The sequence below is a fragment of the Mesorhizobium sp. C372A genome, assembly GCF_030323245.1.
GTDB lineage: Bacteria > Pseudomonadota > Alphaproteobacteria > Rhizobiales > Rhizobiaceae > Mesorhizobium.
In genome coordinates, this window is the sequence record NZ_CP100475.1 from 5120415 (window position 1) to 5139141 (window position 18727).

Annotated in this window: 16 protein-coding genes; 9 read left to right on the forward strand and 7 right to left on the reverse strand. The window is 62.9% G+C overall.

What is annotated here, in order from left to right:
• The first annotated feature begins 205 nt into the window (after window positions 1-205).
• Window positions 206-877, forward strand: a complete 672-nt coding sequence (locus tag NLY42_RS24665; RefSeq protein WP_245263482.1) for an alpha/beta hydrolase — start codon at window positions 206-208, stop codon at window positions 875-877.
• A gap of 57 nt (window positions 878-934) precedes the next feature.
• Here the strand turns inward: NLY42_RS24665 and sthA are convergent, their stop codons facing one another.
• Window positions 935-2323, reverse strand: coding sequence for a Si-specific NAD(P)(+) transhydrogenase (gene sthA / locus NLY42_RS24670; RefSeq protein WP_023682415.1), 1389 nt, complete (start codon window positions 2321-2323; stop codon window positions 935-937).
• Between the two features lie 190 nt (window positions 2324-2513).
• Here sthA and NLY42_RS24675 point away from each other — a divergent pair, with 190 nt between their 5' ends.
• From NLY42_RS24675 to NLY42_RS24685, 3 genes are all read left to right on the forward strand, one after another.
• On the forward strand, window positions 2514-2984 hold the full coding sequence (locus NLY42_RS24675; protein ID WP_023673020.1) for an RDD family protein: 471 nt from the start codon (window positions 2514-2516) through the stop codon (window positions 2982-2984).
• A 139-nt stretch (window positions 2985-3123) separates the two neighbouring features.
• Window positions 3124-3888: an arginyltransferase gene (locus tag NLY42_RS24680; protein ID WP_023682417.1), complete on the forward strand. Its 765-nt coding sequence runs from the start codon at window positions 3124-3126 to the stop codon at window positions 3886-3888.
• 120 nt (window positions 3889-4008) lie between these two features.
• The gene (locus NLY42_RS24685; protein ID WP_023753663.1) at window positions 4009-4905 is read left to right on the forward strand and encodes a DMT family transporter; all 897 of its coding nucleotides are present in this window, start codon (window positions 4009-4011) and stop codon (window positions 4903-4905) included.
• Here NLY42_RS24685 and NLY42_RS24690 read toward each other — a convergent pair.
• Entirely contained in the window at window positions 4893-6107 is a 1215-nt protein-coding gene (locus tag NLY42_RS24690) for an AI-2E family transporter (protein WP_023682419.1), read from the reverse strand. The genes NLY42_RS24685 and NLY42_RS24690 overlap by 13 nt on opposite strands.
• A gap of 280 nt (window positions 6108-6387) precedes the next feature.
• The gene (gene parC, locus NLY42_RS24695; protein ID WP_023694915.1) at window positions 6388-8640 is read right to left on the reverse strand and encodes a DNA topoisomerase IV subunit A; all 2253 of its coding nucleotides are present in this window, start codon (window positions 8638-8640) and stop codon (window positions 6388-6390) included.
• A 404-nt stretch (window positions 8641-9044) separates the two neighbouring features.
• On the opposite strand from parC, the gene NLY42_RS24700 reads away from it, so the two are divergent.
• Window positions 9045-10235: an aq_1923 C-terminal domain gene (locus tag NLY42_RS24700; protein WP_023682420.1), complete on the forward strand. Its 1191-nt coding sequence runs from the start codon at window positions 9045-9047 to the stop codon at window positions 10233-10235.
• A 230-nt stretch (window positions 10236-10465) separates the two neighbouring features.
• Here the strand turns inward: NLY42_RS24700 and aspS are convergent, their stop codons facing one another.
• Entirely contained in the window at window positions 10466-12253 is a 1788-nt protein-coding gene (aspS, locus tag NLY42_RS24705; protein ID WP_023715385.1) for an aspartate--tRNA ligase, read from the reverse strand.
• A 222-nt stretch (window positions 12254-12475) separates the two neighbouring features.
• Between aspS and NLY42_RS24710 the strand changes: the two genes are divergently transcribed.
• Window positions 12476-12895: a hypothetical protein gene (locus NLY42_RS24710; protein ID WP_023753664.1), complete on the forward strand. Its 420-nt coding sequence runs from the start codon at window positions 12476-12478 to the stop codon at window positions 12893-12895.
• On the opposite strand, the gene NLY42_RS24715 is transcribed toward NLY42_RS24710, so the two are convergent.
• Complete coding sequence (locus tag NLY42_RS24715; RefSeq protein ID WP_023689527.1) at window positions 12892-13650, reverse strand: DeoR/GlpR family DNA-binding transcription regulator; 759 nt, start codon at window positions 13648-13650, stop codon at window positions 12892-12894. The genes NLY42_RS24710 and NLY42_RS24715 overlap by 4 nt on opposite strands.
• A 107-nt stretch (window positions 13651-13757) precedes the next feature.
• On the opposite strand from NLY42_RS24715, the gene NLY42_RS24720 reads away from it, so the two are divergent.
• From NLY42_RS24720 to rnd, 3 genes are all read left to right on the forward strand, one after another.
• The gene (locus NLY42_RS24720; protein ID WP_023682424.1) at window positions 13758-14963 is read left to right on the forward strand and encodes an MFS transporter; all 1206 of its coding nucleotides are present in this window, start codon (window positions 13758-13760) and stop codon (window positions 14961-14963) included.
• A gap of 206 nt (window positions 14964-15169) precedes the next feature.
• The gene (locus tag NLY42_RS24725; protein ID WP_023689528.1) at window positions 15170-16414 is read left to right on the forward strand and encodes an MFS transporter; all 1245 of its coding nucleotides are present in this window, start codon (window positions 15170-15172) and stop codon (window positions 16412-16414) included.
• 75 nt (window positions 16415-16489) lie between these two features.
• The gene (gene rnd / locus NLY42_RS24730; RefSeq protein WP_023708785.1) at window positions 16490-17641 is read left to right on the forward strand and encodes a ribonuclease D; all 1152 of its coding nucleotides are present in this window, start codon (window positions 16490-16492) and stop codon (window positions 17639-17641) included.
• A gap of 64 nt (window positions 17642-17705) precedes the next feature.
• Here rnd and NLY42_RS24735 read toward each other — a convergent pair whose 3' ends face one another.
• Together NLY42_RS24735 and NLY42_RS24740 are read right to left on the reverse strand one after the other, a co-directional pair.
• Window positions 17706-18125 (reverse strand): MAPEG family protein, encoded by a 420-nt coding sequence (locus NLY42_RS24735; protein ID WP_023673032.1) that lies wholly within the window; start codon window positions 18123-18125, stop codon window positions 17706-17708.
• Window positions 18126-18147: 22 nt separating this feature from the next.
• Window positions 18148-18717, reverse strand: coding sequence for a hypothetical protein (locus NLY42_RS24740; RefSeq protein WP_023749016.1), 570 nt, complete (start codon window positions 18715-18717; stop codon window positions 18148-18150).
• Window positions 18718-18727 lie beyond the last annotated feature (10 nt).

Sequence of the window (18727 nt, forward strand, 5' to 3'; positions counted from 1 at the left end):
TCAAAGGAGAGCAAGGGTGCTCGCGTTGTTCATGCCGGGATGCGACCATCGGCGCACACCGCTTCGATTCCTCCCGCAGGGAGCATATCGGCGCAGAAACGGTCTGAAATTAGCCTGTTGCAATCACATTTCGCGGAGCGTGAAAATATTCCGTTTTGAAGCTGGCAAAGGACCAATGTCTCCGTGAAATCAATGAGATATGAGCGTGCATCGATATAGCGACGAGAACGCCTTTCTGCATCAGGATCTGGCCTTTCCCTACCGCCTTCTCAAGCCGGAGAATGCCGGCGGCGAGAGCCTGTTTTTACTGCACGGATCGGGTGTCGACGAAACGACGATGGTGCCGATTGCGAGGCAGATCGCCCCCAACGCCACGCTGGTCGCGGTGCGTGGCCGCATCCGCCAAGAAGACGGCTTCCGCTGGTTCGAGCGGATCACGCCGACCAGTTTCGAACAGGCGAGCATCCGTGCCGAAACATCGTACTTTGCCGCCTTCGCAAGCGAGGCCGCAAAGCGCCACGGGCTCGACCTCGCCCGGGCGACTTTCCTCGGCTATTCCAACGGCGCCAATCTGGTTTCCAGCCTGATGCTGCTCAACTCCGGCCTCGTCCGAAAAGCGGCGTTGCTGAGAGCAATGCCCGTGCTTGACGATGCGCCGGCAACCAATCTGACCGCAACGCGCGTCCTGATTGTCGCCGGTGCCGCCGATGAGACCTACGGGCCGTTTGCGCCGCCACTGGTGACGCTGCTCAACAAACATGGCGCCGAGGTCGATGCGCGCATCGTGCCTTCAGGTCACGAAATCGGCGACCCGGATGCCGCCATCGTCCGGCAGTGGCTTGCGGGACCAGCATTGGCCGCACGCCAGGCAGGCTAGGAGACCTTGGTAGACCGCATCGGCGCCCGGCGGAACAGCTGAGCAGATGCTCGTCGCCTAGCCCTGTCCCATCCGGTTCCAAGCATCGAGCCCGGCGATCTTGTAGGCTTCGGCCAGCGTCGGATAGTTGAAGGTGTTGTTGACGAAGAAATCAACCGTGCCGCCGAGGTTGATCACCGCCTGGCCGATATGGATCAGTTCGGTGGCGCCTTCGCCGACGATGTGGGCGCCGAGCAGGCGGCGCGTTTCGACCGAGAACAGCAGCTTCAGAAAGCCGGAGTTGACGCCCATGATGTGGCCGCGCGAGGTTTCGCGGAACCGCGCCAGACCGACTTCATAAGCAGCGCCGCTCTCGCGCACCTGCTCCTCCGACTGACCAACGGTGGAGATTTCCGGCACGGCGTAGATGCCATAGGGGAAGGTTTCCGGCGGCGGTGGCAGTTGCACGCCGAAGGCGTGGCAGGCGGCCACCCTGCCTTGCTCCATCGATGTCGAGGCAAGGCTGGGGAAACCGATGACGTCGCCGGTGGCATAGATGTTGGGCGCACTGGTCTGGAAGGTCTGCGGATCGACCTTGATGCGGCCCCGGGAATCGGCCTCGATGCCGACCACGTCGAGGCCGAGGCTGCCGAGATTGCCGCTGCGGCCGGCGGCGTAAAGCACGATCTCGGAGCGGATGGTGCGGCCATCGGCGAGCGTCACTTCGGCATAGTCGGGTTTTGAGACGATTTCCTTGACCGTACTGCCGAGGCGAATGGTCATGCCGCGGTCGCGCATCTGGTGGATGAAGTCGTCGACGATCTCGCGGTCGACGAAATCGAGGATGGTGTTGCGCGGCTCCACCAGCGTCACCGGTACGTCGAGCGCCGAAAAGATCGTCGCATATTCAACGCCGATGACGCCGGCGCCGATCACCGTCAGCGTGCGCGGCAGATGGTCGAGTTCCAGCATCTCATCGCTGTCGAAGACGCGGATCTTGTCGAAAGGCACGTCGCGCGGCCGGTGCGGCCTGGTGCCGACCGCGATCAGCGCATTGGTGAAACCAACCTCCGAGTAGTCGCCATTGTCTGCCGTCAGGCTGACCTTGTTTGGGCCGACGAATTTCGCCATGGCGCGGACGCTTTTGACGGCGTTGCGCATAAACTGGTGCTGCAGCACCTCGACCTCGTGGTCGAGCGTCTTGTGCAGCCGCTCGACCAGGTCGGCGATGGAGATGTCCTGCTTGACCCGGTAGCCGCGGCCGTAAAAGCCCCGCTCGCGCCAGCCGGACAGGTTCAGCACCGTCTCGCGCAGCGTCTTCGACGGGATGGTGCCGGTGTGCACCGAGACGCCGCCGAGGCGCCGGCCCCTGTCGACCACCAGCACCGATTTGCCGAGCTTTGCCGATTGCACCGCGGCGCGGCGCCCGGAAGGGCCGCTGCCGATGACCAGCATGTCGTAATCCATGTAACCCCGTCCCCTCGGCGTCTTGTTGCGCCGCAGCAAGCTAACGCCATCCGTCCACCAAATTCAATCGGCTCAACCGCGCCACACTGCCGACCCGGACCGATGGACGAACCGATCTTGATTCCGCCCGCGGTCTTCACCATTTCAGTGGCGGCGCACCCTAGCGTGGCGCCTGTTACGAGGACATGACATGAACGCGCGCGTACTTGACGGCGAAATCATCACCAGCAGGCTCGACGACGTCAGGGCCTATGACGGTGTGCGCACGCGGCGCATCCTGGCCTTCATAATCGACTATTGCATCGTGGCGCTGCTCACCATTCCGTTCGCGATCCTGGTGGCCGTGCTTGGCCTTTTGACATTCGGTCTTGGCTGGGCGCTGTATTCCATCCTCGTGCCGGCGGTCGCCATTCTCTACATCTGGAACACGCTGGGCGGTCGCAACCAGGCCACATCAGGCATGAAGATGATGGGCATTCGGCTCGATCGTCTCGACGGCAGCCGTATCGACGGCCTCACCGCCGTTGTCCATTCGGTGCTGTTCTGGGCGAGCACGGTCATCCTGACGCCGCTCGTCCTCCTGGTGACGCTGTTTTCCGATCGCAAGCGCACACTGCACGACCTGCTGCTTGGCACGGTCGTCAGCCGCAGCGACCGTTGAACCGGCGTCCAACCGACGCCAACAGGCATTTGTGCGCAAATGTGAAGGGGTCCGTTCAACCCCGCCTTCACAATCCTGTTGAATTTTTCGCCAGCCAAGCCAAAGGTAGAGCGATTCGCAGGAGTGTTCCCAAGGTTCGATGACGCACCATCCGACCCAGTCGCCGCAGTTCTTCCTGACCGCGCCATCGCCGTGCCCGTATCTCGAGGGCCAGTTCGAACGCAAGGTGTTCACGCATCTGGTCGGCGACAAGGCGCCGGAGATGAACGATCTGTTGACGCAAGGCGGTTTCCGGCGCTCGCAGAACATCGCTTACCGTCCCGCCTGCGAGACCTGCCGCGCCTGCGTCTCGGTGCGTATCCTGGCGCAGGAGTTCACCGCCAGCCGCAACATGAAGCGGGTGATCCAGCGCAATTCCGATCTGATCGGCGCCATGCACGACGCGCAGCCGTCGACCGAGCAGTATTCGCTGTTTCGCGGCTATCTCGACGCTCGCCATCGCCGCGGCGGCATGTCCGACATGACGGTGCTCGACTACGCCATGATGGTCGAGGATACCCATGTCGACACCAAGGTGATCGAATACCGGCGCCGCGGCCCCGACACATTCATCACCGGCAAGGGCCAGGGCGAGCTGATCGCCGTGGCGCTGACCGACAAGATGGCCGATGGCCTGTCGATGGTCTATTCTTACTTCAATCCCGAGTTCGAGGATCGCTCGCTCGGCACCTTCATGATCCTCGACCATATCGCCCGCGCCCGGGCCATGGGCTTGCCCCACGTCTATCTCGGCTACTGGGTCAACGGCTCGCGCAAGATGAACTATAAGATGCGCTTCATGCCGCAGGAGCATCTCGGCCCGAAGGGCTGGGAACGCTACGACCACGAAGCGGTCACGCGCTGATTTTTCTTCTTACCAGATCCTGATCTAAACATTTTCAGCCGAGACGATGCTGGTCTTCCGCCCGTTGGCGGGGCGATTGCGCCGACCGGCATCTGCTCAACTCATTGCGAAAGCCGTTGCATGTCCTCTCACAATGCCCACACCAAAGGACTTCTGCTCACCGCGCTTGGCGGGCTGGCGCTGACCATCGACATTCCCCTGATCCGGCTCGCCCATGGCGAAGCCTGGACGATCCTTTTGCTGCGCACCGGCTGCACCTTCGTGGCAGGGCTGATCGTATGGGCCATCTGGCGCTCGTTCAGCAAGAATGCTCCGCAGCTGATACCCGGCTGGTCGGGGCTCGTGGTCGCCACACTCTACGGGCTCGGCGCAATCGCCTTCATCACCGCCGTCTACAACACCTCGACCGCCAATCTGGTTTTCATCCTGGCCTTCTCCACCATGTTCTCGGCGCTGCTGTCGTGGCTGTTTCTGAAGGAGCGACCGCAGCCGCTGACGCTTGCGGCAATGGCGCTGATGATCGTCGGCATCGCGATCATCGTCGGCGATTCCGTCGGCACGGGAAATCTGTTCGGCGATGTGATGGCGCTGTGTTCGGCCTTGGCGATTGCCTGCGCCATCACCGTTTCACGCGCCAGCGGCAGGGATATGGGATTCACCGCGCTGACCGGCGTCCTGCTGCCGTTCTGGCTGGCGGCGCTCATGGTCTCCAGGACCGGTTTCCAGGTGGAAGCGCCATGGTGGATCATTTTCAACGGCGCCGTCATCATGCCGTTCGCCTTCTTCTGCCTGGCCAACGGGCCGAAATACATTTCCGGCCCGGAAGTGGCGATGTTCTATCTCCTGGAAACGGTTTTGGCGCCGGTCTGGATATGGATGATCTTTGCCGAGACGCCGTCGCGCAACAGCTTGATCGGCGGCGTGATCCTGATCGTCACGCTGGTTGCCCATTCCCTGTGGCAGTTGCATGAAGGGCGCAAGCGCCGGGCAGCGCTCGCCGTCGCTTACCCAGCCTGACTTTTCTTCGCCGGGCCGGCGACAATCTCGATCTGCGGCGGCCCGCCTTCGAGCTCGGCCGCCGCGTCGGGAACGGTGTCTTCGGCCAGTTCCACCTCGCGCAGCCATTCGCGCCAGATCGCGACGAGCAGCGCCATCAGCACCGGGCCGATGAACAGGCCGAGAAAGCCCATTGTCTTTACGCCGCCGATCAGGCCGAAAAAGGTCGGCAGGAAGGGCAGCTTGATCGGCCCGCCGACCAGCTTCGGGCGCAAGGTCTTGTCGACGATGAACAGTTCCACTGCGCCCCAGATGAACAGCGCCAGACCCGCCATCGGCGAGCCGCTGGCGGCGAGGTAGATCGACACAAGCGTAAACGACAGCGGCGCGCCACCGGGGATCAGCGCCATCACGCCGGTCAATGCGCCCAGCGTCACCGGCGACGGCACCCCGGCCAGCCAGTAGGCGATGCCGAGCACCAGCCCCTCGCCGATGGCGATCACGGTCATGCCGGTAACGGTCGAGGAAATGGTCGCCGGCACGACGCGCGAAATCCGCTCCCAGCGCGTCGGCAGGATGCGTTCGCCGAGCCGGTCGATCTGGCTGGCAAAGTGTTCGCCGTCGCGGTAGGCGAAGAACAGCGCGATCATCATGAACAGCAGCGTCAGCAACAGGCCGAAGGCGCTGCCGCCGGCAGCCAGCACGCCGCGATAGATGCTGCCGATATTAGCGCCGCTGACCAGCTGGATCAGCTCGCCGATGCCGCCGGGATGGCCGAAATTGTCGATCCACTGTTCGTTCAGCCACTCGCCGACGACAGGCAGCGAGGTGATCCAGTGCGGTGTGACCGCGCCGTGCCTGTTGGTCTCGATCGCCCAGCCGACCCATTCGCGGACCTCGTTGATGGCGTAGGTGCCGGCGAGCGCTATCGGCACCACCAGGAAGGCGAGGATGAACAGGATGGCGAGCGTCGCGGCGACGGTGCGGTTACCGCCGACACCGGCAAGCAGCCGGCGGTAGAGCGGCCAGCTGGCAAAAGCAATGACGAGGGCTGCCAGCACGGGAAACAGGAACCCGTGGAAGAAATAAACGCCGGCGGCGACGATCAGCACCAACAGCCAGCGCGCCGCCGACAGCGGAGGAATGACAGCTGATCGCAACGGAGTCGACAGGCCGAACAGGCGCTGCTGACGCTCAGGCTTCTGGATCTTCGCTTCCTTCAAACGGTCAATTCTCCCCGGCCTAACAGCGTTTATGCACTGTTATAGTGCCGCAATCGTGACGATAGTCCAAATGGTTGGTGAAGCTGCCAATCTCCCCCCTTGTGGGGGAGATGTCCGGCAGGCCAGAGGGGGTCGCGAAGGATCGCCAGCCTGGCACCCGACATTGAAGACCCAAGAGTTGCGACCGAGTGGCGAGCCATGACCATTTGATGCGCTGGCGGGACAGCGCCCCCCTCTGGCCTGCCGGCCATCTCCCCCACTTGGGGGGAGATCAGCAGCTTCAACCAAATTTCCCGGTCCGCGGGAATCCCTTCGGCACCATGCGACCGGCCGACGCTCTCGCGCCGATCCATTCCGCCAGCTCCTCGCGCGACCTGACGAAGGTGCGGTCTGCGGAATCCTGCCACGACAGGCCGCTCGCCAGCGTGAAGGGTTTCAGGTCGAGCAGACCGCCATCCTTGTATTTCTGCAGGCGAACGCCCTTGCCGCGGCCCATCTCCGGAATTTCGGAGAGCGCAAACACCAGCATCTTGCGGTTCTCGCCGACAATGGCGAGATGATCGCCTGACACGGGGACGCAGGCCTTGGCCTCGTCGGGCGCCTTGACGTTCATCACCTGCTTGCCCTTTCGGGTGTTGGCGACGACCTCCTCCTCCGGCACGACGAAACCATTGGCATCGTAGGAGACGAGCAGCAGCTTGCGCTTCGGGTCGTGGACGAAAGCGGTGACGATGTCCTGGTCGTTGTCCATGTCGACGATGATGCGGATCGGTTCACCATGGCCGCGGCCGCCCGGCAGCCGGTCGGCGCCGATGGTGTAGAATTTGCCGCCGGTGGTGAAGACCAGGATCTTGTCGGTGGTCTGGGCATGGAAGGCGAGCTTGAGGCTGTCGCCTTCCTTGAAGGTGAGCGTGGAATGGTCGGCCAGATGGCCTTTCATCGCTCGCAGCCAGCCTTTTTCCGAGACCACCACGGTGACCGGCTCGCGCTCGATCATGGCGTGCGCAATGTCGGTCAGGTCATGCTCCGGCGCGTCGGCGAACTGGGTACGGCGCTTGCCGAGTTCGGTCTCGGGGCCGAACTTGTCGCGAACCTGCGTGACTTCCCATTTGATCGTCGACCATTGCTTGGCGTCGGATGCCAGCAATGCCTCGATCTGCTTCTTTTCGGTGGTGAGACCGTCGAACTCCTTGCGGATCTCGAACTCTTCCAGCTTGCGCAAGGCGCGCAGCCGCATGTTGAGGATGGCTTCGGCCTGGGTGTCGGTGAGCGACCAGCGGGCCATCATCACCTGCTTGGGCTCATCCTCCTCGCGGATGATCCTGATGACCTCGTCGATGTTCAAATAGGCGATCAGGTAGCCGGCAAGGATTTCCAGCCGCTTCTCGATCTCGCCAAGCCGATGCTTCGAGCGGCGGATCAGCACATCGCGGCGATGGTCGAGCCACTCCTTCAGCACGCCCTTCAGCGACAGGACGTTAGGCACCTTGCCCCGCGACAAAACGTTCATGTTGAGGGGAAATCGGCTTTCGAGCTCGGTCAGCTTGAACAGCGATTCCATCAGAATGCCGGGATCAACCGAACGGCTCTTCGGTACGAGCACGATGCGGACGTCCTCGGCGCTTTCATCTCTGACATCCTCGAGCAGCGGCAATTTGCGCGCGATCAAAAGCTCGGCGATCTTTTCGATCAGCCTGGCCTTCTGGATGCCGTAGGGGATTTCGGTGACGACGATGCTCCAGGTGCCCCTGCCCTGATCCTCCTGGCCCCATTTGGCGCGCACGCGAAAACCGCCGCGGCCGGTCTCATAGGCCTCCAGGATGGAAGCGCGGCTGTCGACGATGATGCCGCCGGTCGGAAAATCCGGCCCCTGGACGAACTCCATCAGCTTTGTCACCGGCGCGTCCGGCTGCTCGATCAACTGCAGCGCTGCGTTGCAAAGCTCGGCGGCATTGTGCGGCGGGATGGACGTGGCCATGCCGACCGCAATGCCGGAGGAACCGTTGGCGAGCAGATTCGGGAAGGCGCCGGGAAGCACTACGGGCTCCTCGTCCTCCTCATTGTAGGTTGGCCGGAAATCGACGGCGTCCTCGGTGATGCCGGCAAGCAAATCGCTCGCCACCTCGGTCATGCGCGCCTCGGTATAGCGCATGGCGGCGGCGTTATCGCCGTCGATATTGCCGAAATTGCCCTGCCCGTCGACGAGGGGATAGCGCATGGAGAAATCCTGCGCCAGGCGCACCAGCGCGTCGTAGATCGACTGGTCGCCATGCGGATGGAACTTGCCCATCACGTCGCCGACGATGCGGGCGCATTTGGCAAAGCCCTGGTCGGGGTTGAGCCTGAGCAGCCGCATCGCATGCATGATGCGGCGATGCACAGGCTTCAGCCCGTCGCGCACGTCAGGCAGCGCCCGGTGCATGATGGTCGACAGCGCATAGGCGAGATAGCGCTCTTCCAGCGCCTTCTTCAGATCGACCGGTTCGATGTGGTCACCACCGCCATTTTCAGGCGGCAAAATCCTTTTTCCCATGCGGCTGGACTAGCCGAGCGGGTGATTCGCGGCAAGGCGGGGCTGCGGAAATCCGCACTTTGCAGCCTTTGGGCTTACGAGGGCGGCTCAAGGTCCGACAATGGATGTGACGGACTTCATGTTCCCCCTTGCCGTCCCTGTGCAACAGCAGCGGTAGCAGTGCTGTTGCCAACCAACATCAATCTGTTACACGCCTTCTCTAAGGCAGGAGACGGTACGCAGGGGAGCCCGACCTTCATGACATATTCACCGCATCGGGCGAAGGCTCCCGCTCCGATTTGCCTTTCGCCGTGATTTTCGACAACTCTGCGGGAAAGCGCCTTTTTCCCGTCCAGTTCGTCACGGAATGGTGATGGCGTAGAATTGAGAAAACACTTTTTCAGGACTCTCTCAGGGAACTCGCGATGACAATCCAACGTTCGACACTCAAGAAACTTGCTTTTTCGACCTTTTTGCTGACGCTGCCGCTGAATGCCGCCTTTGCGCAAGACACGGCGGTTGCCGACCGACTGAAGGCCGCACTTGCCGTCCAGGGCGTCGATATCACCTGGACCGGCGTTACCGGCGACAATTCCAGCATGGTGCTGCAGGGCGTGTCGGTCAAACCGGCGGCCGAAAAGGAGGCGCTGCCGATCGGCGACGTCAAGCTCGAGGGCGTGACCGAAGCCAATGGCGGCTTCGATGTCGCGACCATCACGACTTCGGCCTTCGAGCACAGCAAGGACGGCGTCACGCTCAACCTCACCCCCTTCGTCATCCACGACGCCAACATCCCGGCTGAGGGCGCTACAGGCCCGCTCGGCTCGATGATGATCTACAAGTCGGCCGAACTCGAAAGCCTGACGGTCAAGGTTGCCGACAAGACCGCCTTCTCGGTGGATGGGCTTGCTGTCCAGATCACGCCGCCGGCCGACGGCAAGGCGATGGAGTTTTCCGCCACCACGGAAAAGTTCAACGCCGACCTGACCCTGGTCGACGATGCGAAATCCAAGGAAGCCATCGAGGCCCTCGGCTACCAGAACATCTCGGGCAATATCGAAATCGGCGGCACCTGGCAGCCGAGCGACGGCAAGATGGACCTGTCGAAATACGACATCTCGGTCGAGAATGCCGGCACGCTCGGCATGACCTTCGGCCTCGGCGGCTACACGGTCGACTTCGTCAAGTCGCTGCAGGAGATGCAGAAGAAGATGGCGGCGCAGCCCGAAGGGGCTGACAATTCGGCGCAAGGCATGGCCCTGCTCGGCCTGTTGCAGCAGCTCTCCTTCAACAGCGCATCGATCCGCTTCGATGACGATTCGCTCACCGGCAAAGTGCTTGAGTATGTCGGCAAGCAGCAGGGCATGTCGGGCAAGGACATCGCCAACCAGGCCAAGGCGATCGTGCCGTTCGGCATGGCGCAGCTCAACAATCCCGAACTGACCGCCGAAGTGACGGCCGCGGTGAGCAAGTACCTCGACGATCCGAAGAGCCTCGAGATTTCGGCCGAGCCGCCGGCAGCGGTGCCGTTCGCGCTGATCATGGCCGGCGCCATGTCCAACCCGGCCGACCTGACCAAGACGCTGGGCGTCCACGTCAAGGCCAACGAAGACTGATCGAAGTTCGCTCCCTTCTCCCCGTCACTATACGGGGAGAAGGTGCTGGCAGGCAGATGAGGGGCGGCGCCAACGCCTGCAAATTGTAGTTCGATGCTGAACCGATTGTCAGAAGGCGCCAACTGCTAAGGCCGTTCGCCAATCGCCTGCATGCGTGCTGCCCCTCATTGTCCTGCCGGACATTTCTCCCCGTATAGAGACGGGGAGAAAGGGCAGCTGCAACGCTGCCGTCAGTCCTTCTTCACTGCCGCGACACGCAGCGACAGATCACGCAACTGCTGCGGCGAGGCTTCCGAAGGCGCGTTCATCAACAAATCGTAGGCCTGCTGGTTCATCGGGAACATGGTGATCTCGCGCAGGTTCTTGGCCCCGACCAGCAGCATGACCACGCGGTCGACACCGGCCGCCATGCCGCCATGCGGCGGCGCGCCATACTGGAAGGCGCGATAGAGGCCGCCGAAGCGCTCCTCGACCGTGGCGCGGTCCAGCCCGACCGTCTCAAACGCCTTGACCATGGTCTCGGGCAAATGGTTGCGGATACCGCCAGAGGCGATCTCGAAGCCGTTGCAGACCATGTCGTACTGGAAGGCCTTGATGCCGAGCAGGTCGTCGCCGTTGAGCGCGTCGATACCGCCTTGCGGCATCGAGAACGGGTTGTGGGCGAAGTCGATCTTCTTCTCCTCCTCGCTCCATTCGAAGAACGGGAAGTCGACGATCCAGCACAATTCGAAGCGCTCGCGGTCGACAAGGTTCAGTTCTTCGCCGGCACGCGTACGCGCGGCACCGGCGAAGGTAACGAACTTCTTCGGATCGCCGGCGACGAAGAAGGCGGCGTCGCCATCGGCAAGGCCGAGCTGCTGGCGGATCGCCTCGGTGCGCTCCTCGCCGATGTTCTTGGCCAGCGGACCGGCGCCTTCAAGCTTGTCGCCTTCCTTGCGCCAGAAGATGTAACCCAGTCCCGGCTGGCCCTCGCCCTGCGCCCACGAGTTCATGCGGTCGCAGAAGGCGCGGCTGCCGCCGGTCTTGGCCGGAATGCCCCACACTTCGGCCTTCGGATCGTTGGCCAGGATGTTGGCGAAGACCTTGAAGCCGGAATCGCGAAAATGGTCGGAGACGGCCTGCATCTCGATCGGGTTGCGCAGGTCCGGCTTGTCGGAGCCATATTTGCGCATCGCGACATCGTAAGGAATGCGCTGGAATGTCTGCGTCACCGGCTTGCCGTTGGCGAAGGTCTCGAAGACGCCGCGCATCACCGGTTCCATGGTCGACAGCACGTCGTCCTGCTCGACGAAGCTCATTTCGAGGTCGAGCTGGTAGAATTCGCCGGGCAGACGGTCGGCGCGCGGGTCCTCGTCGCGGAAGCAGGGCGCGATCTGGAAATAGCGGTCGAAGCCCGAAACCATGATCAGTTGCTTGTACTGCTGCGGCGCCTGCGGCAGCGCGTAAAAGGTGCCGGGATGGATGCGCGACGGCACCAGGAAGTCGCGCGCGCCTTCCGGCGACGAGGCCGTCAGGATCGGCGTCGAGAATTCGGTGAAGCCGACATCGGTCATACGCTTGCGCATCTCGGCGATGATTTTCGTGCGCGCCACGATGTTCCTGTGCAGCGTCTCGCGGCGCAGGTCGAGAAAACGGTACTTCAGGCGGATGTCTTCGGGATAGTCGGGCTCGCCGAACACCGGCAGCGGCAATTCCTTGGCTGCCGACAGCACCTCGATCTCGCGGGCAAAGATCTCGATCTCGCCGGTCGGCAGGTTGGCGTTGGTGGTGTCCGGCAGGCGCGCCTTGACCTCGCCGTCGACGCGGATCACCCATTCGCCACGCAGCGTCTCGGCGACCTTGAAGGCGGGCGAATCCGGATCGACGACGATCTGGGTCAGGCCGTAATGGTCGCGCAGGTCGATGAACAGCAGGCCGCCATGGTCGCGCACGCGATGCACCCAGCCCGACAGGCGAACCGAAGAGCCGACATCGCTCTTTCTCAACTGGGCACAGGTGTGGCTGCGGTAACGATGCATTGTCATGTCAAAATTCCGGGGTGCTGGGTTGTGGGTCGAGCATCAAAGCCCGGTCCAAAATTTGCGCGAAAAGCGCATGGGAGGCCCGATTTGTCAAGGCAAGCCGGGTTTGGGTCGCCGCCCTATGCGATCGTCAGCATAAAGTCTTTGCCAGGCTTGGCGCATTGCCGCCAGGCATGTTTCTCGCGACAGTGCCGTCCTCAAGCAATCTGGAGATGCTTCATGCCGAAACGCACAGTCCCGTCGGGCGTCGGGCCACATAATGGCCGCGAGTTGGCACTGATGCTTCAGGGCGACAAGCCGATGGCCCTGTTCGGGGCGGAGCCGGGTATGGACGCCGAAGATATTGGCGAAACGGGCTTTGCACCGTTTGTCGACGAAGGCCGCATCCTGAAGTTCACCCACTTTGATCCAGAGACGTCCGTGGAAGATCGCCGCTACTGCCTGCCGACAGAGGAATGGCGCTGCAAACTGAGCTTGTTGATCTCCAGAATGTGCCGCAGCGGAGAGGCCTTTGACATCTTCACATCGAATGATCTGGCGAGGCTTGAAGGAGCCCTTCTCGGTTATTCAAAGGAAGATGTCGAAGTGTTCGTCGCCCATGCTGCGTCCCGGACTGCCCGCGCGCCGAGCTCCGTTTAAGCCAAATGGATTTCGGCGCCCTGGCGTTCGAAATCCGCGAGGATCGCGGCCGGCGCGGTCTTTTCGACCACGAGGTGGCGGATCGCCTCTGGCCTGGCGACCCGGTAGGGTGCGGCTGTGGCTAGCTTGTCGTTGGTTACAGCGATGACGATGCCTGCGCTGTTCTTGGCCATCGCCCGCTTTACCTCGGCCTCAGCCGAATCGAAGGCCGTGACGCCGCGCGACGCATCGAGACCGCAGGATCCGAGAACAAACAGGTCCGCGCCAAGTTGCGCGACAGCGGCAAGCGTGTCGGCGCCGACGCAGGCGCCGAGGTGGCGGTCGAACCGTCCCCCAAGCACAATCAGCTCGACCAAAGCGTGGTTTGACAGGACGGAGGCAATTTCGAGCGAGTTGGTGGCGACGGTCAGATCGAGGTCGCGCGGGATGGCCCTGGCGATCGCGGCATTGGTCGAGCCGCTGTCGATGAACAGGGTCTGTCCGCGCGAAAGCAGTGCCACGGTCGCGCGGGCCAGCCGCGTCTTTTCTTCGACCGCATGGCCGGCGCGCAGGCCGACCGGCGTGGCCGCGAAGGGTGCGGCCGCGACCGCGCCGCCATAGACGCGGCGGCACTGCCCGGCCTTGGCCAACTCCCTGAGGTCGCGGCGAACCGTGTCTTCCGAAACGCCGAAGCGGCCTGCCAGCTCGCCGGCCAGCACCCTTCCCTCGACGGCCAGGCGATCGCGAATGATTTGATGCCGCTCATCGGTCAGCATTGCATGATCCTGTTTTCTTTGTGCACGTTCTTGCACAATTTGCATGTTTGTGCAAGATAAGGGGATATCAACGACAATCTCCGGCTCTCTTCCCCGAAAGCATCGTCATGACCTTTGGCCTCCGCCTCGCTCCGCAACACCGGGTCTACGCCGGCTTTGCGATCTATTCGTTCGCCATGGGCCAAATCTTCCCGCGGCTGCCCGACATCAAACATGCCATGGGCATAGGAGACGGCACGCTCGGGCTCAGCCTGATCGGGACGCCGATTGGCACCTTGACCGCGCTGACGCTGGCGGCGCCGATCCTGGAGGGCGTCGGCTTCCGCCGCGCGCTGCTCGGACTGGTGCCGCTTTTGTCGGTCGTCTTTGCCATTGCCGTGCATGCGCCTGGGCCGCTTGCGCTATTCCTGATGCTGTTTCCGGTCGGCCTGATGATCGGCAGCGTCGAGATCATTCTCAATGTCGAGGCCGACAGAACCGAATTCCTGCTCAAGCGCCGGATCATGAACCGGGCGCATTCGTTCTGGAGCATTGGCTTTTTCGGCGCCGGCCTGTTCGGCGCCGCGCTTGCGCATCTCGGCATATCGCCGCAACTGCACCTGGCGATTGTCGTACCGATGGTGGCGACAGGAATCGCGCTGTTTCTCGGCGGTTACGAACCGGCGCCGAGCCGCTTCGCCGGCAATGACGAGACGGCGCCAAGGCTGGCGCGGCCGACGCTGCCTATCCTCGTCCTCGTCGCGGTGACGCTGTCGGCGATGCTGATGGAAGGCGCCAGCATCGACTGGTCGGCAATCTACATGCGCACCGTGTTCGATGCGGGCCCTTTCGTCGCCGGCTTCACAGTGGCGCTGTTTGCATTCTCGCAAGCGAGCACGCGCTTCTTTGCCGACTCCTTTGTCGACCGCCACTCGCCGAGCGTCGTGGCGCGGGTGCTGCTGGCGACGATGGCGGTGGGCGTGCTGCTCGTCTTCTTCTCGCCTGCCCCGCTCGTATCGATGCTGGGCTTTGCGCTACTTGGCATCGGCAGCAGCGTGCTCTTTCCGTTGGCGATCTCGGCGGCAGCCCAGCGGACGGACCGCTCCGCGACGATCAATGTCGCGGCGCTGTCGCAGATTTCCTTCGTCGCCTTCCTGCTCGGCCCGCCGCTGCTCGGTTTCGTCTCCGACCATTGGGGCATCCGCTCGGCCTTCGGTATCGGCATCCCGTTCATCATGCTCAGCCTGCTGACCGCCGGCTCGCTTGGCCGAAGGGCTGCCCGGGGCAAGCCTGCGCCGGCGAGCGAAGCTTTGGCGAGGGCCGACGGAGCTTGAACGGCCGCACTTGAAGCCACACACCTGTTGGCGGCGGGACAAGCCACTGGCATTGGCCACACCGATGGTTCAGAACTGTGGAGCCACCTAGACGAGTATGACGTTTCGTCGAATCGTCACACTCATCCAGCTCTTTGTCGAAGCATGATCTTTTTCCGAAAACCGGTTCCCACTTTTCGGGATCATGCTCTAAGCAACGGTTCCGTATGTCCTCCATCCGCCCGCTGATCCCGCTCCTCATCGCCGCCGGCATCCTGCTTGGCGGCAACGGGCTGCAGGGCACGCTGATCGCGCTGCGCGGCGCGCAGGAAGGATTTTCGGCCTCCGACATCGGCCTGATGGGCACGTTCTATTTCGCCGGCTTCCTGCTTGGTTGCCTCGCAGTCACCCGCATCCTCAAGGCAGTCGGCCATGTCCGGACGTTTTCAGCGCTCGCCGCCATCGCCGCGGCCAGTACGCTGCTCCTGGTGCTGATCATCGATCCGGTGATGTGGTGCGCGGTGCGCTTTGCCGGCGGTTTCTGCTTTGCCGGTCTGTTCACCGTCATGGAAGCCTGGCTGAACTCCGGCGTCGAAAACAAGGATCGTGCGCGCGTGCTGGCCATCTACCGCATGGTCGATATCGGCTCGGTGACCGGCGCGCAGTTCCTGATCCCGATCTTCGGCCCCGGCGGCTTTGCCATCTTCGCCATCATGTCGATGATGATCACGCTGTCGCTGGTTCCGGTGTCGCTCGGCGACCGCTCCAACCCGACGCCGCCGGAAGACGTCAAGCTCGATCTCGCCCGCGTCTGGCGGATTTCGCCGCTCGGCTGCTTCGGCTGCATCTGCGTCGGCGTCACCAACAGCGCGTTCCGCACGCTGTCGCCGGTCTATGCCGAGCAGATCGGCATGTCGGTGGCCGATGTCGTCACCTTCGTCAGCGTCGGCATCTTCGGCGGCGCCCTCATCCAGTATCCGCTGGGCTACCTCTCCGACCGCTGGGATCGGCGCGCGGTGCTTTTGGCCACGACATGCGGCGCCATGTTCGCGGCGCTGGCGCTGGTCTTCGTCGCCGGCGCCGATCCGACCCTCAATTTGATCATCGTCTTCATCTTCGGCAGCTTCGCCATGCCGCTCTATTCGCTATCGGCGGCGCATTCCAACGACCGCGCCGACAAGGGCGAGTTCGTGCTGATCAACGCCGCCTTGATGCTGTTCTATTCCTTCGGCGCCATTGGTGGCCCCTTCGCGGCGTCCGCAGTGATGCAACATTTCGGACCGGGCGCCCTGTTTGTCTTCAGCGCAGTCGTCTACGCCACCCTCATCGCCGTCATTCTCTACCGCATGCAGGTGCGCGGCAGCGTGCCGGCGGGCAAGCGCAGCCGCTTCACGGCGCTGCTGCGCACATCAACCGTCTTCGCGCGGCTGGCGCGCAGAAATGGCGATTCCGACGGATCGGCTGATACTTGACCGAAGGCCGGCTTGACGAAAGCGCCCATGGCTGAAATTGAAAGAGAACCTTACCCGTTACTAAAAAGCGATTTGATGCACGTCATCACCACCCAAAATGAGCTCGAGTCCGTTCTCGCCGCTTTTGAAAAGTCGGATTTCGTCACCGTCGACACCGAATTCATCCGCGAAACGACATTCTGGCCGATTCTGTGCCTGATCCAGATGGCGGCGCCCGGCGTCACCGCGCTGATCGACCCGCTGGCGCCCGACATCAACCTCGCCCCGTTCTTCCGGCTGATGGCCAATGAGGCGGTGGTCAAGGTTTTCCATGCCGCGCGCCAGGACATTGAAATCATCGTCCATCTCGGCGATCTGGTGCCCCATCCGGTGTTCGACACCCAGGTCGCGGCCATGGTCTGCGGCTTCGGCGACAGCGTCTCCTACGATCAGCTGGTGCAGCGCATCACCGGCGCACGGCTCGACAAATCCTCGCGTTTCACCGACTGGCGCCACCGGCCGCTGTCGGACAAGCAACTCGACTATGCCTTGGCCGACGTCACCCATCTGATCGACGTCTATAAGCATCTCAGCGCCGAACTGGAGCGGGAAAACCGCGCCCATTGGCTAAACGAGGAAATGGAGGTGCTGACTTCGCGCGAGACCTACGATCCGCACCCCGAAGACGCTTGGAAGCGGCTGAAGATGCGGCTGCGCAAGCCGCAGGAGCTGGCGATCGTGCAGACGGTGGCGGCATGGCGCGAACGCGAGGCGCGCGAGCGTGACGTGCCGCGCGGCCGGGTGCTCAAGGACGACGCCATATACGAGGTCGCCCAGCAGGCGCCGCGCGATGCGGCAGCCCTTGGCAAGCTGCGCACCACGCCGAAAGGCTGGGAACGGTCTTCGACGGCAACGGCGCTGCTCGGCGCGGTCAACACGGCGCTCGCTTTGCCCCGGGAAGAGATGCCGAAGCTGCCCAAGAGCTTTCAGCCGCCCGAGGGCTCCAATGCCGCCTCCGAGCTGTTGAAAGTGCTGTTGCGGATCGTCGCCGAGAAGGAAGGCGTCGCCTCGAAAGTGCTTGCGTCCAGCGATGACATCGACCGCATTGCCGCCGAAGGCGAAGCCGCAGACGTGCCGGCGCTGCAGGGATGGCGGCGTACGGTGTTCGGCGAAGCCGCACTGAAGCTGGTGCGCGGCGAAATCGGCATCAAGTTCGACAAGCGCAAGATCGCGGTGTTCGATTTGTAGACCCCCACCCCGCTCCGCTGCGCGGAGCGACCCTCCCCACAAGGGGGGAGGGTAAACAACTGCCCTACACCGCTCCGAGCAGGTGTAGCGCGAACCAGATCCATGCCAGCAAGAGAATGATCGCGCCGACGTAGAAGGCGCGGCTGCGAAACCGCAGATTGTTGCTGGTGAGGTGGACCCAGGCGTGGCCATAGCGGGAAATCACGAAAATCCACATCAAGGCCAGGGTCAGATAATTGACGCCATTGGTCGCGTGCAGCGCCAGGCACAGCACATAGAACAGCACCGGCAGTTCGAACTGGTTGATGAGATTGTTGGCAACCGTAACGCTCGACCCGGGCTCGGTCGTGCGCACCTTGTATTGACCGACCTTGGCCTCGCCCGATTTGACCGCGCCGTAGCGGCGCCGGCCCATCACGACATAGACGATATAGACGAGCAACACCTGCGCCAGCATCGGCCAGAAAATCGCGGTCTGGCTCATGGCGTTGCCCCTGCTCTGTCGTTCATGCCTGTGGACGCCGCTGGGCGGCAAGGATCAAAAACGCGATGACGATGACGGGGATCGCCAGCAGCGCGAATTTGGTGACGATCAGCGACGAGGCGAAAGACAGAGAATCCGGGTTGGCCGACAGCGCATCGGACAAGAGCCGCGCCACCGCAATGTTCTGGGCGTAGTCGGCGCATGTGTAGGGCAGCACGATGACCAGCGCGAACAGCGCCTGAAGCTGCACCGGCATGGCACGAAAATTCTTCAGCCGCCGCCCGGTTGCCAGGATCAGGCTGACCATGGTGAGCGACAGCAGCGCCGGGAAGAGAAGGTCGAAAGTCAAATAGTGCCAGACCAGGATGATCTCGCTGCCGCGTCGGCCGAGTGCCGTCAGCCAGGCCATGCCCTCGTCGGGCGTGAACCCGCCAAGGCGCACGTCGAGCGACGGCAGGCCACCGCTCAGCCGGCGGAAATAGAAGAATTCCAGCAGCGTCATGATGATGAAAACCGCCGCGGCGGCAAAGCACAGCGCGCCGGCATGGCGCGCCAGCCGCAGCACGATCGTCGCCTGGTGGCGCCAGAGCATGTACCGCTCT

Excerpts from the sequence above, each read along its gene's own strand:
- NLY42_RS24710 (WP_023753664.1), top strand. The coding sequence starts at position 12,476 with ATGCCGAAACGCACAGTCCCGTCGGGCGTCGGGCCACATAATGGCCGC.
- NLY42_RS24700 (WP_023682420.1), top strand. The coding sequence starts at position 9,045 with ATGACAATCCAACGTTCGACACTCAAGAAACTTGCTTTTTCGACCTTT.
- NLY42_RS24740 (WP_023749016.1), bottom strand. The coding sequence starts at position 18,717 with ATGCTCTGGCGCCACCAGGCGACGATCGTGCTGCGGCTGGCGCGCCAT.
- NLY42_RS24680 (WP_023682417.1), top strand. The coding sequence starts at position 3,124 with ATGACGCACCATCCGACCCAGTCGCCGCAGTTCTTCCTGACCGCGCCA.
- aspS (WP_023715385.1), bottom strand. The coding sequence starts at position 12,253 with ATGCATCGTTACCGCAGCCACACCTGTGCCCAGTTGAGAAAGAGCGAT.
- rnd (WP_023708785.1), top strand. The coding sequence starts at position 16,490 with ATGCACGTCATCACCACCCAAAATGAGCTCGAGTCCGTTCTCGCCGCT.
- NLY42_RS24685 (WP_023753663.1), top strand. The coding sequence starts at position 4,009 with ATGTCCTCTCACAATGCCCACACCAAAGGACTTCTGCTCACCGCGCTT.
- NLY42_RS24735 (WP_023673032.1), bottom strand. The coding sequence starts at position 18,125 with ATGAGCCAGACCGCGATTTTCTGGCCGATGCTGGCGCAGGTGTTGCTC.
- NLY42_RS24715 (WP_023689527.1), bottom strand. The coding sequence starts at position 13,650 with ATGCTGACCGATGAGCGGCATCAAATCATTCGCGATCGCCTGGCCGTC.
- NLY42_RS24675 (WP_023673020.1), top strand. The coding sequence starts at position 2,514 with ATGAACGCGCGCGTACTTGACGGCGAAATCATCACCAGCAGGCTCGAC.
- parC (WP_023694915.1), bottom strand. The coding sequence starts at position 8,640 with ATGGGAAAAAGGATTTTGCCGCCTGAAAATGGCGGTGGTGACCACATC.
- NLY42_RS24725 (WP_023689528.1), top strand. The coding sequence starts at position 15,170 with ATGTCCTCCATCCGCCCGCTGATCCCGCTCCTCATCGCCGCCGGCATC.
- NLY42_RS24720 (WP_023682424.1), top strand. The coding sequence starts at position 13,758 with ATGACCTTTGGCCTCCGCCTCGCTCCGCAACACCGGGTCTACGCCGGC.
- sthA (WP_023682415.1), bottom strand. The coding sequence starts at position 2,323 with ATGGATTACGACATGCTGGTCATCGGCAGCGGCCCTTCCGGGCGCCGC.